The sequence below is a fragment of the Microcoleus sp. PH2017_12_PCY_D_A genome, from assembly GCF_020738565.1.
In the GTDB taxonomy this organism is placed as follows: domain Bacteria; phylum Cyanobacteriota; class Cyanobacteriia; order Cyanobacteriales; family Microcoleaceae; genus Microcoleus.
Map to the genome: position 1 here is coordinate 1 of NZ_JAEQCI010000059.1, position 14,576 is coordinate 14,576.

Below are 14,576 nucleotides of genomic sequence, written 5' to 3' on the forward strand. Positions count from 1 at the left end.
GTCCCGGACTGTTGCTAACAGTTGCACGTTCCTTTCATTGGTATAAACTATGTCGATCGCCCGCCAACAACCTACAAAAAAAACCTTTGACATCCGGCAATTAATTGCCCCAATATCAGCGATATTAATTGTCGCCTATTTCCTCGCACCCATCATCTGGCAAGTGCTGACTTCCTTCAAAGTAAACGCCGATATCTCAGCAATTCCCAACGTCTACATTCCCACCCGAATTACCTTCGATCATTACCTGTCCTTGTTCCAGCGCCGCCCCTTTGCGCTTTACATTTTAAATAGCGCTTTTGTTTCCATCACTTCCACACTGCTGTGTTTAGCAGTAGGTGCTCCCGCAGCTTACGCATTGGCGAGGTTGCGGCTGTGGGGCGAGAGAATTATTCTGGCAACTGTGACAATTGTGACGCTATTTCCGGCGGTGTTGTTGTTTTTAGGACTCCTGGAAATTGTCAAAGCTTTGGATTTAGGAAATAATTATTTAGCCTTAATTATTCCCTACACCGCCATCAATCTGCCACTAACAATTTTGGTAATGCGGAGTTTCTTTCAACAACTGCCCAAAGATTTAGAAGATGCAGCAAAAGTTGACGGATACAACACTTTTCAAATGCTGTGGCAAATCGTACTGCCGATGACATTTCCCGCCTTAGTCACAACTGGAATTCTGACATTTATTTCAGCTTGGAACGAGTTTATATTTGCACTGACATTTATGACTCGCGAATCTCTCAAAACAATTCCCGTCGCCACGGCTCAACTCAGCGGTGCATCAGTCTTTGAGATTCCCTACGGCCCGATCGCAGCAGCCACCGTTTTAGGAACCTTACCCTTAGTTTTGTTGGTTTTGGTGTTCCAGCGGCGCATAGTTCAAGGTTTAACAGCCGGGGCAGTAAAAGGATAGTCATTAGTCATTAGTCATTAGTCATTAGTCATTAGTCATTAGTCATTAGTCATTAGTCATTAGTCATTAGTCATTAGTCATTAGTCATTAGTCATTTGGTTGTTATAATTACCAATTACCATTGCCAATTACCCATTACCAATTACCCATTACCAATTGCCATTACCAATTACCAATTACCAATTACCAATTACCAATTACCAATTTTAAAAATCATGGCAAAACTGCAACTAAAAAACCTCAATAAAACCTACAGCCCCAAAGTTGTACCCGTAAAAGACATTAGCTTAGATGTCAGCGAGGGCGAATTTTTGACCTTGCTGGGGCCCTCCGGGTGCGGCAAATCTACTACGCTGCGGTTGATTGCAGGGTTGGAACAGCCGACTAGAGGCGAGATTAGAATTGGCGATCGCGATGTGACATATCTCAGACCGGGCGATCGGGATATTGCAATGGTTTTTCAAAGTTACGCGCTGTACCCGCACATGACAGTGTACGACAACATGGCATCCAGCCTCAAACTCCGCAAAATATCCGACAGCGAAATCGATCGATTAGTGACAGAAGTTGCAGCATCCCTCGGATTGACCGAATTAGTCGATCGCAAACCGGGTAAACTATCAGGCGGACAGCGACAGCGAGTAGCCCTCGGACGCGCCTTAGTGCGCCAACCAGCAGTATTTTTGCTCGACGAACCTTTAAGCAATCTCGACGCATTATTGCGAGAAAAAGTTAGGGCCGAACTCAAACAATTGTTTTCATCCCAAAAAGCCCCTGTAGTGTACGTTACCCACGACCAAACGGAAGCAATGACGCTTTCTACAAAAGTCGCAGTTCTCAACAGCGGTAGCGTGCAGCAGCTAGACCCGCCGCACTTAATTTATAACCGTCCGGCAAATCAGTTTGTAGCGGGTTTTGTGGGCAGCCCGCAAATGAATTTGCTAGTGCTTAAATGCCAGGGAAATTTTGCGATGTTGGGCGATTCTGGAGTTCCGCTACCAAATCTGCCGACTGTTCCCCCAGAGATTGTCTTGGGAATTCGCCCGGAACACGTCAGCTTTGCAGATGTAGAAGCCAGGAAGAAGCCCGATCCAGAGGCAATTAAGGGTGAGGTTTATTTAGTAGAAAACTTGGGAATGCAAAATTTAGTTAGCGTCCGAGTTAAGGGTTTGGAGTCAATAACGGTGCGCGCGTTGCTCCCAAATGACCGTCAGTGGAGTTCCGAAATTGTCGAGCTGGTTTTTCCGGCTCAGTTGCTGCACTGGTTTGATGTCAAAACGGGCGATCGCTTGAAATAAAAATTTGGTCTGTATAACACGATCGATTGAAATTTGTCTAACCCTGTGCTGAAAAATATTTGGGCTAATTCTAAGTGAGTTATGACCTTAGTAAGAGGTAGAAGTAATTGGCTGCTCTCAAGGTGATATTCATGTGTAAAAAAGCTAATTGACTGATATCATTTCCGATTGATTCCCATCACAAAAACGGTTTGTAGTGCGGACTTCAGTCCGCTCTCCTGCAAAAACGGTTTGTAGTGCGGACTTCAGTCCGCTCTCCTGCAAAAAAACGGTTTGTAGTGCGGACTTCAGCCCGCTCTCCTGCAAAAAAACGGTTGGTAGTGCGGACTTCAGTCCGCTCTTCTGCTGCGGACTGAAGTCCGCACTACCAACGAAGATAATTGCGATTAATCGCTCGGAAACGATATGACACATAAGCAAGTAGCCGATCGCAAATAAACTGCGGCTGATGCTCTTATCCTCTTAGAAACCGGGTTTTTTACCGTTTTTCAGGGTGCTAACCAAGATTTTGATTAAAAACCCGGTTTCTGACTACCTGTGGCTCTAAGACTAAATAAACTAAGGCTGACGCTCAAAAACCCAGTTTCTCATCAGAAACTGGGTTTTTGAGTTGGCTGCATTTTATGTTAAATTATATCGCGAACGGTAGCATCGGTATTGTGCGATCGTTAGAACGGTGCTCGATCTCCTGCCCGGTAGATTGAGCACAATAAAATTGGTTAGTAGTGCGGACTTCAGTCCGCATAATGCTGCGGACTGAAGTCCGCACTACCAACCTGTCAATATTGTCCTGGGTTTGGATTTAAAGATTTATTGTTACCGCCCACTCGAAAGATACTCATCAACTAAAATTAGTTCTAGCGTGAAGAATGCAAGTCCTTCTCATAAAAAATTGAGGACTTGCATTCCGAACGATCGCACCTCTTGATTCAGATATGAACAAACATCTTAACAGTCTTTGCTTGGCCGGCCTGCTGTGGATCGTGCCTGTTTGTCCGGGGACAATTGCCCGCGCTCAAATTCCCGAAACTTCCGATACTAATGCCAGTCCAAAAACCTTCCTCAAAGATGAACTGTATTTTGGCTTGACTAAACCAGGAGGTGAGACAATTTCTGATTCAGAATGGCAGGAGTTTGTCAAGGAAGTTATTACCCCTCGTTTTCGGGAAGGGCTAACTGTATTAGACGGTTCCGGGCAGTTTCTCAACCGGGACGGCATTCTGATTCGAGAAAACTCTAAAATAGTTATTTTGATTTATGAAAATACCCCGGAAAAAAATCGAGCTATTACGGAAATCATCGAAAATTATAAGCGCAGGTTTCAGCAGGAGTCAGTGCTGCGGACGACCAGCGAAGTTAAGGTTTCTTTCTGATTCGCTCATCCAATCAGCGTATTTATGATATTATTCGTAGTAATCAAGGTCATACCCTCAGAGATAAGTAGGGTGCGGGTCTAGTAAAAATTAGAATTTGTGGGTATCGATCGCGCACTGCAAAAAGTCCCTAGAAAAACCAGCCCCGGAGAAAACAAAAATATGACGAACGATGGCAACCCAAAAGCCCAAGCGCCGGATAACGAGGATTTCCAAAAAAATTTGGACGGTATGGCAAAAGCTTTGATTGTGAGCGTGGCTTGGTCTTACGCAGAGGCATTGGAGCGAACGAAACGCGCTGAAAAAGAACAGAAAGCTACGCCAGAATCTCAACCAGAATCTCAACCAGAATCTTAGACATCCGCCGCTGCGAAAACAGCGCGATTGTTTTCATCTAAAGACAAGTGATTGCTCGCGCATCGGCGAACCATCACAATCATCGCGAGCGATCGCATTGGAATCGACTTTTTCGGCAGATTCCCGAAATTGTAGCGGTTTGTATGCCATTTTACCTAAATCTATTTATTTTCCCAAAAGGGATTTACATTAAACAAAGTACGGTTTTATAGCTACAGTGTACAGAACAAACAACCAATTTTGAGATCGGTCTCATGTCTAATTCAAAAATGATTGGCAAAGCGATCGCAGGTGGCATTTGCTTCGGCATCCTCGCCAGCAGCTTCAACAACGCGCCAGGCCCAGCATCCGCAGCAGCACCAACAATTGCCGAACCAGCAGAAAAGGCCGCTAGCAATATCGACAAGCAACTTCTAGGTCAATGGCAAGGTACAATCCCCTCCGGTCAGTCTTTCACCTTCGTCTTTGCCCCAGAAGGCAAATTGTTCATGATGGGTAAATGCCCCGACGGAGCCGCCTGCGCCAAAGAAACGAGGTATAAAGTTAATCTCGCTGCAAAACCGATGCACCTGGATGTCAGCCTCAACAAGACCGAAACCGTTGAGACTGTTTTTGAGTTGACTCCCGAAGGTCAAATGCGCCTTCAGGTGGAAGGCACCAATCCCGGACTGCCAAGACCGAATTCCTTAAACGACCAGGCAACCGTGTTTAAAAAGGTCTCCGAGACCACTGCACTGCCTGCTGGCACTCAAGTCATCGGTTATTGAGGAAAATTCTTCCCCCGCAGAAGGCAGTTAAGTAGTTCTGGGTTTTGAGTTTTGGGTGTTGTTATAGGCAGTTTTCAATTCAATGAAATATAGTAGGGACACCGCGCCGTGCACATTGGTGTCAACAACCAGCTCAAACCCATTCACAGATGGCTGTTTGACCATTAAACTTAGATCCCCCCTTAGCTTGCCCCCTACTCCCCCTTAGGTCGGGGGGGACAAGAAGTTACTCAAAGTCCCCCTTCTTAAGGGGGATTTAGGGGGATCTAGACTTGGCATAAAACCCATATTTCTCAAGGGTTTCAGCCTTAAGTTGACACGCCTTGGGCGAAGCGTAGCGGAGGGAGTGCAGTGTCCCTACCGTAGCATCTGTATTTTTTTTACTAAGCGTGAAAATCACCATCAGTTAAAGAATTTAAAATTTAAAACTGAAAATTTAAGAGTTTCCCGCTGCCTTCTGTCTTTAACAGGCCCTGCTACAATCCACTTAATCTCCTTTTAACTTTTGCCATAGACTTCCATGAGTGAAACCGTCCTAGAAGTTCGCAACCTGCGGGTTGAATTTCAATCTGCGGACGCAGACAATGCGTCCGCAACAGTCAAAGCTGTTGACGGCATTTCCTTTGAGGTGAAGCGAGGGCAAACTCTGGGAATTGTCGGAGAGTCGGGTTCGGGAAAATCGGTAACATCCCTCGCTGTTATGGGTTTGCTGTCAAGTTCGTTAACGAAAATCCAGGGCGAAATATGGTTTTCTCCGACAGCAGATGGCGCTACCAAGCAGCCTGTGAATCTGCTGGAAATGCCGGATAGGGAAAAACAAACCTACCGGGGCAGCCAGATTGCGACGATTTTTCAAGAGCCGATGAGTTCGCTAAATCCCGTTTTTACGATCGGATTTCAACTCACAGAAGCCATTTGTCTCCACCAAAAGATATCCCAGACAGCAGCGCGGCGCAAAGCTGCTTCGCTATTGCAAGAGGTGAAGCTGCTACCGGGGGACGAGGAACTGCGGCAGCGCTGTTTGGCTTTGCGGCAAGAAGCAGGTGCCCAGGACGATCGCGATTTCATGCAGCTCGTCAACGGCCAAAAACAAGCTATGCTCGATCGCTATCCCCACGAACTCTCCGGCGGTCAAATCCAGCGCGTGATGATTGCGATGGCCATTTCTTGCAATCCCACTTTATTAATTGCTGACGAACCGACAACGGCCTTAGACGTAACCGTGCAAGCAACAATCTTAGCTTTGCTGCGCGAGTTGCGGGACTCTAGAGGCATGGCAATGATTTTTATTACCCACGATTTAGGCGTCATTGCTGAAATTGCCGATACGGTGGCGGTGATGTACCGAGGTAAAATTGTTGAATGCGGTGCGATCGAGCAAATTTTCAGCAATCCCCAACATCCTTACACAAAAGGTCTGCTAGCTTGCCGCCCAACTCTCGAACGCCAACTGCGCCGCTTACCGACAGTTGCCGATTTTATGGAAGTCACCACAAATGCTAGCGGCGAATTGGTAATTGTCGAGAAAAATGTCGATTTAGACGGCGACAGCAGCGGCGGACTTTCCACTTTTCCCACCGGAAAACCCCCTCGGCTGCCGAATATTTCCGAGCCTTTGCTAGCTGTTAATAACTTGCGAGTCGGTTTTCCGGTGCAAGGAATGTTTGGCGAAACTAAACGCTTGTTTATGGCGGTAAACGATATTTCTTTTGAGGTTTACCCGGGCGAAACTTTGGGTTTAGTCGGCGAATCTGGCTGCGGTAAATCAACTTTAGCGAGAGCATTGCTGCAATTAATTCCGATATCCAGCGGCAAAGTGTTTTTTGAAGGTCAAGAAATTACCCCTCCTACCAAAAGTAGTTCCCGAGGGCAGTGGATGGCTAATTATCGGCTCAAAAAAGAGTACGATCGCCAATTGCGCTGGCTGCGGCGCGATTTGCAAATTATCTTTCAAGACCCTTTTAGTTCCCTCGATCCGCGCCTGAGTGTTGGGGAAGCGGTGATGGAACCGATGGTGATTCACCGCTTTGGCAAAAACCCGAAAGAAAAGCGCGATCGCGCCGCTTATTTGTTGGATAGAGTGGGTTTAAATCCCGATTTTATGCGGCGCTACCCCCACGAATTTTCCGGGGGACAGCGGCAGCGAATTTGTATTGCTAGAGCTTTGGCTTTGAATCCTAAGTTTATTATTTGCGATGAATCGGTTTCTGCATTGGATGTATCGGTGCAGGCGCAAGTTTTAAATTTGCTCAAGGAGTTGCAAACAGAGTTTGGACTGACTTATATTTTTATTTCTCACGATTTGAGCGTGGTCAAGTTTATGAGCGATCGCGCGATCGTCATGAACAAAGGTAAAATCGAGGAAATTGGCACAGCCGAGCGCATTTACCGCCAACCGCAGCAAGCTTACACGCGGCAACTTATCGCCTCTATACCTGCTGGGAATTTGGAGCGAATTCGGCAACAGCAATCAGGTCGCGAATCTGCTTTGTCTGCTGCAAAGGCGCCCCTCTCACCTGGGGATGAATCGCCACAAATTTGAGATTATCTAGTCCCTCAAATTAACCCCGGGCCTTTGGCAGCATCGGACTAAATTCCTCATCAAACCAATTTGATTGTGGTGGTTTGATGGGATACAATTCTAACCAAATCCCAGAACTAAGGCTACACATGGATTGTACCAAGGTTTGTAGTGCGGACTTCAGTCCGCAGTATAAAGCGGACTGAAGTCCGCACTACAAACCGTTTTTGTGATGGTAATCAACCGGACACGATATTAATACCAGATTGATAATTGTAGCAATAGTTTTGTGAACTTGTATTAATACAGTTAAAAAAATCAAAATCCAAATTAAACACTTAACACTGGATTCTGCCTTCGGTATGGAGAATGTCCGGTTATAGCAATTTGCAACACTCGCGAAGTACAACGGATCCATTCCCAATTCCCAATTACCCGGGAACATAGGAGTTTAACTAACAACTGCTACCAACATCTTTTTATTTTTTTTTCATAAATCAACAGTCGATCTTCATTTTAACTTCACAATTAATAGGTAGTATGAAATTTGGTTGAATTTGACGGAGAGTGCGGGTTTTTCAACCAGCAGTCAGGGGGTTCCATGCAGTATGTTAGTACATCAAACCCGGTCATAACTTACGTAAAAAGTGGTTTGACACGATACTCTCACGCGATAATGCGCTTCAGGCGCACTCTAGATAATTAATTTTTGCGTCCTAAACTAGCTAGATTAGGCCAAATGTCCAATGACTAACAGCAATATCTAGTCCAGTATTAGAGATAAACCCTTGATGCCCTTCCGAAAAATGATAAAAAGCGCACCGCAGCTAAAAAAACAATTACTCGCTAATTACGTAAATACACTTAATTATAGGGTTGTGTTGCAGGAAGTCAGGAAAAATTTCAAATGCTTGATTTCGCAATCTAGAAAAAATTTACAGTATTTAAACATTTTTAGAGTTGTTTTTAAGTTTTAAGTAATCAAGAATTAAACAAGATTCAAAAAAAATGAAAGATTTAGTTCATATAGAAGAATCACAAAACACTAAATTATTTAACTTCCTGCAACTATTATTGATAAAATTAACGGCAGCAGTCACCAGCAGACAGAAGGCAGAATGTACTATGCAGTATGAAAAAACAATCAGCCTCGCGACGATCGCCCCTAGCAGCATATTCTCAGTTGCGATCGCAATACTGCTGGTATTAAACGGGTTGCTGGTAACAGGCGGAGGCGATGGTTTGTACAATAGCCAACTCGCCCTGGGATGTTTGGGAATAGCCAATATTGTCATGCTGGCGGTGTCCGCGCGATCGCGCGCCTCTGCTGTCTGGGACCACAACGAGATCCAAGAGAGCAAGATCGACGAGGGCGATCGCTTTTTCAGCCTGTCCCCAGATATGCTGTGCGTCGTTGGTTTTGACGGTTATATCAAGCATATCAACCCAGCAGCCGAAAAAATCCTCGGCTATTCTCCAGCCGAAATGGTGGGCAAACTCTTCATTGAATTCGTGCATCCAGACGATCGCGAAACTACTCTCAAAGAAGCTGAAAGGATTGCTGCGGGCAATAATACGGTTGGCTTTGAAAATCGCTGGCGGTGTCGCGATGGGTCTTACAAGTGGATAGCCTGGACTGCTAGCCCTTGGGGCGAGGAAGAATTGATCTATGCGATCGGCCGCGACATTACCGATCGCAAACTCGCCCAAGAGTCACTATTGCACAGCAATTCTATCTTGCGTTCCGTGATTGAAAGCACGCCGGATGTCATTTTTGTCAAGGATATTCAAGGCCGCTACGCGATCGGAAATTCTGCCCTAGCTAATTTTTTTGAAAAACCTATTGAGGCAATTATAGGCAAAGACGATACAGAATTATTTCCCGCTGAAATAGCCAAAAGAATGATAGAGTCAGACAGCGAAATTCTAGCATCAAGAATACATTTCAATCAGGAAGAAAATCTCCATATAAATGGAGAAATGCAAACATTTCTGACAGCAAAATGCCCTTGGTACGACTCGGAAGGAAATGCGATCGGCATCATTGGTATATCACGCGACATCAGCGATCGGAAAGCAATAGAAGCAGCACTACAAGAAAGTAACATCCTCTTTGAAAACGTCATCGAAAGTACAGGCGACAGCATTTTTGTCAAAGATATTCAGGGCCGCTACCTATTGGTCAATTCTACGGTTGCGGGCATGATTGGCAAGCCAAAATCAGAAATTTTTGGCAAAAATGATGCCGAATTATTTCCACTGGAGATTGCCAATATGCTGGCGGAAAATGACCGCCGGATCTGGCAATCTGGGATTGAAGAAACCATCGAAGAATTAGTAAAAGATAGTGAGGGCAACATCCTGACATTTCTTTCTACCAAAAGCCCTTTGCGCGATCGCTCTGGAAACATCACGGGCGTGGTGGGAGTTGCTCGCGATATTAGCGATCGCAAACAGGCAGAAGCCACCCTGCGGCGCAGCGAAGAGCGGTTGCAGCTAGCTCTTTGGGGTTCCGACAGCGGAATGTGGGATTGGAATATAGTTACTGATGAAATGTATTGCAACCACGAGTACAGTGCTTTGTTGGGCTACGAACCAGACGAACTACAAGCAAATGCGATCGGTTTGTCACAGCTAGTTTATCCCGACGATTTACTGGTATTGAACCAGAAATTAAATGCCTATTTGGAAAATTCAGAAAATGGCTATGCTGTTGAGCATAGAATGTTAGCTAAATCCGGCGAATTTAAATGGATTTTGGCGCGGGGGAAAGTCGTAGAAAGAGATGAAAATAATGCTCCGGTGAGAATGATTGGCACTATTTCTGATATTGGCGATCGCAAACAAGCCGAAAAAGCCCTCCAAGAAAGCGAGCAAAAATATCGGTGTTTAACTGAAGCCACCTCCCAAATTATTTGGGATACTACAGCCTCCGGCGAAGTTGTCGCCGAACAAACAGGATGGAGTGCATTTACGGGAGCGACTTACGACGAAATTAAAGGATGGGGGTGGCTCAATAACATCCATCCCGACGACAGAGAATATACTGCCAGGATGTGGTCGGATGCAGTAGCCAACCGCACTTTATACGCAATAGAACACCGCTTGCTGCGGCACGACGGCGAGTACAGGTACATGAGCGTGCGGGGCGTACCCGTATTGAACGCAGACGGCAGCGTTCGCCTGTGGGTTGGCATCCACTCCGACATTACACAGAGCAAAATCACAGAACAACAAATGCAAGAGCAAAAAGAATTTTTGCGGAGCATTTACGACGGCGTAGACTACAGCATCTTCGTAATAGATGCCTGCCCCGACGGAGAATTTCGCTACGTTGGCTGGAACCCAGCAGCAGATTTAGTCGGCGGCATCAGCAGCGAATTCGGGCGCGGCAAAACCCCCGAAGAACTTTTCGATCCAATTACCGCAACAATATTCCGGCAGAATTTGAGCGACTGTGTAGAAAAAGGCAGCACGATTTACCAAGAATCTCCCGCTACTTTTGACGGTACAGAAGTCTGGTTTATGACAACTCTGACTCCGCTGCGAGACACATCCGGCAACATTTATCGCGTTGTCGGCAGTTGCACCGACATTACAGAACGCAAAAAAGCCGAAGCACAATTGCGCGAACAAGAAGAATTTTTAAACAGCATCTATAACGGATCGAATCAAGTTATTTTCGTGGTAGATGTCGCCGCCGGAGAGTTCCGCTATGCAGGCTGGAATGCAGCCACAGAAGCATCTACAGGCATTTTGAGTGCTGATGTCAAAGGCAAAACTCCCGAAGAAGTGTTTCCCCCAGCAGTAGCAGCAAATTTTCGGCAAAGATACGTCGATTGTTTGGCCGCAGACAGCTCGATTTCTTACGAAAATAGCGCCGAATTGGCAGGTGTAGAAAATTGGTTTATCGTAACTATGACGCCCCTGCACGATGCCTCTGGCAGCATCTACCGAATTATTGGTAATTCCACCGACATTACGGATCGAAAACTTGCAGAAGCAGCGCTGCAAGCTAGTCAGCATTTTGTTGAGCGCATTGCCGATACCAGTCCGAATATTCTCTATGTTTACGACGAAATAGAGCAGCGAAATGTGTACGCCAACCGCGAAATCACCGACCTCCTCGGCTATACAGTTGCAGAAGTTCAAGAAATGGGCAGCAATCTGTTGCCGACAATTATCCACCCTGAAGATTTAGCTAAATTTCCCAGATATATCCAGCAAATAGAAAATGCTCCCGACGGCGAGGTGGTTGAGTACGAATATCGGGTACTCGACAGACAAAATAGTTGGCGCTGGTTAGTCAGTCGCGATATTGTATTTAGCAGAACAGAGTCGGGCAAAATCCAGCAGCGTCTCGGTGTTGCTGCCGACGTTACAGATCGCAAATTCGCAGAACAAGCTTTAGCAGAACAATTGAAACTTTCTTCATTCACAGCAGATGTGGGAATTGCTCTGACTGAAAACCGCACTTTAGCTGCAACTTTGCAAAACTGCACCGATGCAGTTGTGCGCCATTTGGACGCTGCGTTTGCTCGGATTTGGACGCTGAATGAAGAGGGAAATGTCTTGGATCTGCAAGCAAGCGCGGGCCTCTATACTCACATTGACGGCGCTCACAGCCGCATTGCTGTCGGTGAATTCAAGATTGGTTTAATCGCCCGGGATCGACAACCTCACCTCACTAATTCTGTGCAAGAAGATGCCCGAATCAGCGACAAAGAATGGGCGAAACGAGAAGGAATGGTGGCTTTTGCTGGATATCCGTTGATTGTTGACAATCAGTTGGTGGGAGTAATCGCCATGTTTGCTCGCCAGGAGTTGACGGAATCTACGCTGATTGGTTTCGCATCAATTGCCGATTCGATCGCCCTGGGAATCAAGCGCAAACAAACAGAACTTGCTCTCGCCGCCCAAAAGCAAACTTTGAGGGGAATTATTGACAATGCTCCCATCTGGGTGTGGATGGCAAATGCTAGCGGGCGGATGTTATTAGCCAACAAAACTTTCTGCGAAGATGTAGCTATTCCCGAAGAGAAGTTCTTAGCAGCCTCTCACTATTCCGAAGTTTTTGGATTAGAAGCATCTGCTAACTGCATGGTATCAGATGCACAAGCCTGGAGCCAAGATCCTCCCTGTTATTCTGAAGAATTGCTCCAGTTGGTTGACGGTGAATACCACCAGTTGGAGATAATTAAAACTCAGGTCAAAGATGATTGCGGTAATGCGATCGGCTTGATCGGTTTGGGTTTGGACGTAACGAAACAAAAAGAAGCTCAAAGACAGTTGCAAGAGTCGGAAGCGAGATTCCGCAAATTAGCTGAGCAGGAAGCGCTGCTTAACCAACTAGCTAGCAATATCCGCGAATCTCTGGATTTAGACACTATTTTGGCCACCACTGTGCAGCAAATACGTGAATTGCTGCTGCTCGAACGGTGCCTATTTATCTGGTATATAACCAACGAGAAATCAGCATTTTGGAATGTAGAATACGAGGCAAAAAATGATGAACTACCTTCCTTGCTGGGTGTATTTCCGGCTAACTTGACTGGTTCTAAAGCCGAGCGAATTGCCAATATTGAAATAATTCGGGTGGATGATTTTAAAAATGTTACCGATCCAGTAGAGCGGAATTTTTTCATGTGTATAGGATTACAGTCTATGCTGGACATTCCCATTCAGACATCTTCAGGTAAAATAGGGGTAATTTGCTGTAGCGCTTCTAGCAGCATCCGGTGTTGGAGCGATGAGGAAGTGGAACTGTTAGTGGCTGTGGGCAATCAATTGGCGATCGCCATTAATCAAGCCGAACTTTACGAAACATCTCGCCTCGTCGCCGCCGAAGCTTCATCAGCAGCCATGAAGCAAAAATTGCTCAACCAGTTAGGCAGTCAAATCCGCGCTTCTCTCGATTTAGATACTATATTGGCAACAACTGTACACCAAATTCGCGACTTGCTACAACTCGATCGCTGCTTGTTTATTTGGTATGTATCCGATGTCGAGATACCCGCTTGGGATGTCGTCCACGAAGCTAAAAATGATGACTTAATCTCGCTTTTGGGTTATTATCCTGCTGACGTAACGGGGACGTTGGCGCAAAAAATAGCCCAATCGGAAATCTACCAAATAGATGATGTTGCAGCTTGGAGCGATCCAGTAGAAAGAGAGTTCTTTTTGCAGGTGGGTTACAAGTCTGTCTTGGATTTGCCGGTGAAGAGTGCAGGGGGTTTAATTGGTGTTGTGGGCTGCGTGGCTTGTCGCGAGATGCGGAGGTGGACACAAGACGAAGTGGATTTGCTATCGGCAATTTGCGATCAATTGTCGATCGCCATCAGCCAATCCGAACTCTACACCCAAAGCGTCGATTCAGCCCGAATGGCGCGAGAACAAACTGCCCAACTAGAAGCAACTCTGTGCGAACTTAAGCTTGCTCAAACCCAGCTCGTGCAAGCCGAAAAAATGTCGAGTCTCGGTCAGATGGTAGCAGGAATTGCCCACGAAATCAATAACCCAGTCAGCTTTATTTTCGGCAATCTTACCTACACAGAAGAATACACCACAAACCTGATGAAACTGCTGCAAATGTATCGAGATGAATACCCGGAACCGACCGCAGCTATTCAGGAGGAAGTAGAGGCATTAGAGCTAGATTTCTTGTTAGACGACTTGCCAAAAATGCTGTCTTCGATGCAGGTGGGAGCAACTCGCATCCGAGATATCGTGCGGAGTTTGCGAAATTTCTCTCGCCTTGATGAATCTGAAATGAAAAAAGTTAACATTCACGAAGGCATCGACAGCACGTTGATGATTTTAGAACACCGTCTGAAAGTTCAGAGCGATCGCCCAGCAATTCAAGTCGTCAAAGAATACGGACAATTGCCGCTGGTGGAGTGTTACGCCGGACAGTTAAATCAGGTGTTTATGAATATTATCGCCAACGCGATCGACGCTTTACAAGAACCGCTCCAAAATCCGGCAATTATCCGCATTCGTACAGAGGTAGAAGGTAATTTCGCTGCGATTATAATTGCTGATAACGGTGCAGGTATCACGGATAAAGTCAAGCAGCGGATATTCGACCCGTTCTATACTACAAAACCGATCGGTTCCGGGACGGGGATGGGTTTAGCAATTTCCCATTCAATTATTGTCGAAAAACATAAAGGTAAAATCAAGTGTTTCTCCGTGGTGGGTAAAGGCACTGAATTTGCGATCGAGATTCCGATTCAAAGAACAGAAAATTAAATAGGTTCCCGGCAAAATTAGTAGGTGCGTCAGTTGTAAAACCACTATTTTTTATCCTAACCTTAAGACTGACGCACCCTACAGCTACTTATTTTC

The 14,576-nt window shown here is 45.8% G+C and carries 7 protein-coding genes; all 7 read left to right on the forward strand.

Annotated features, from left to right (window positions below; genetic code table 11):
- Positions 1-49 precede the first annotated feature (49 nt).
- The 7 genes from JGK39_RS18020 (at position 50) to JGK39_RS18050 (ending at position 14,480) form a co-directional block, all read left to right on the forward strand.
- The gene (locus tag JGK39_RS18020; protein WP_293262850.1) at positions 50-913 is read left to right on the forward strand and encodes a carbohydrate ABC transporter permease; all 864 of its coding nucleotides are present in this window, start codon (positions 50-52) and stop codon (positions 911-913) included.
- Between the two features lie 215 nt (positions 914-1,128).
- The gene (locus tag JGK39_RS18025; protein ID WP_293262853.1) at positions 1,129-2,211 is read left to right on the forward strand and encodes an ABC transporter ATP-binding protein; all 1,083 of its coding nucleotides are present in this window, start codon (positions 1,129-1,131) and stop codon (positions 2,209-2,211) included.
- 935 nt (positions 2,212-3,146) lie between these two features.
- Positions 3,147-3,584, forward strand: coding sequence for a DUF3574 domain-containing protein (locus JGK39_RS18030; RefSeq protein WP_293257586.1), 438 nt, complete (start codon positions 3,147-3,149; stop codon positions 3,582-3,584).
- A 99-nt stretch (positions 3,585-3,683) separates the two neighbouring features.
- Positions 3,684-3,941 (forward strand): hypothetical protein, encoded by a 258-nt coding sequence (locus JGK39_RS18035; protein ID WP_293257588.1) that lies wholly within the window; start codon positions 3,684-3,686, stop codon positions 3,939-3,941.
- Positions 3,942-4,195: 254 nt separating this feature from the next.
- Positions 4,196-4,708, forward strand: coding sequence for a hypothetical protein (locus tag JGK39_RS18040; protein ID WP_293257590.1), 513 nt, complete (start codon positions 4,196-4,198; stop codon positions 4,706-4,708).
- A gap of 520 nt (positions 4,709-5,228) precedes the next feature.
- The gene (locus JGK39_RS18045) at positions 5,229-7,250 is read left to right on the forward strand and encodes an ABC transporter ATP-binding protein (RefSeq protein ID WP_293257592.1); all 2,022 of its coding nucleotides are present in this window, start codon (positions 5,229-5,231) and stop codon (positions 7,248-7,250) included.
- Between the two features lie 987 nt (positions 7,251-8,237).
- A complete protein-coding gene (locus JGK39_RS18050; protein ID WP_293296989.1) occupies positions 8,238-14,480 on the forward strand; it encodes a PAS domain S-box protein in 6,243 nt (2,080 codons plus the stop codon).
- Positions 14,481-14,576: the final 96 nt, after the last annotated feature.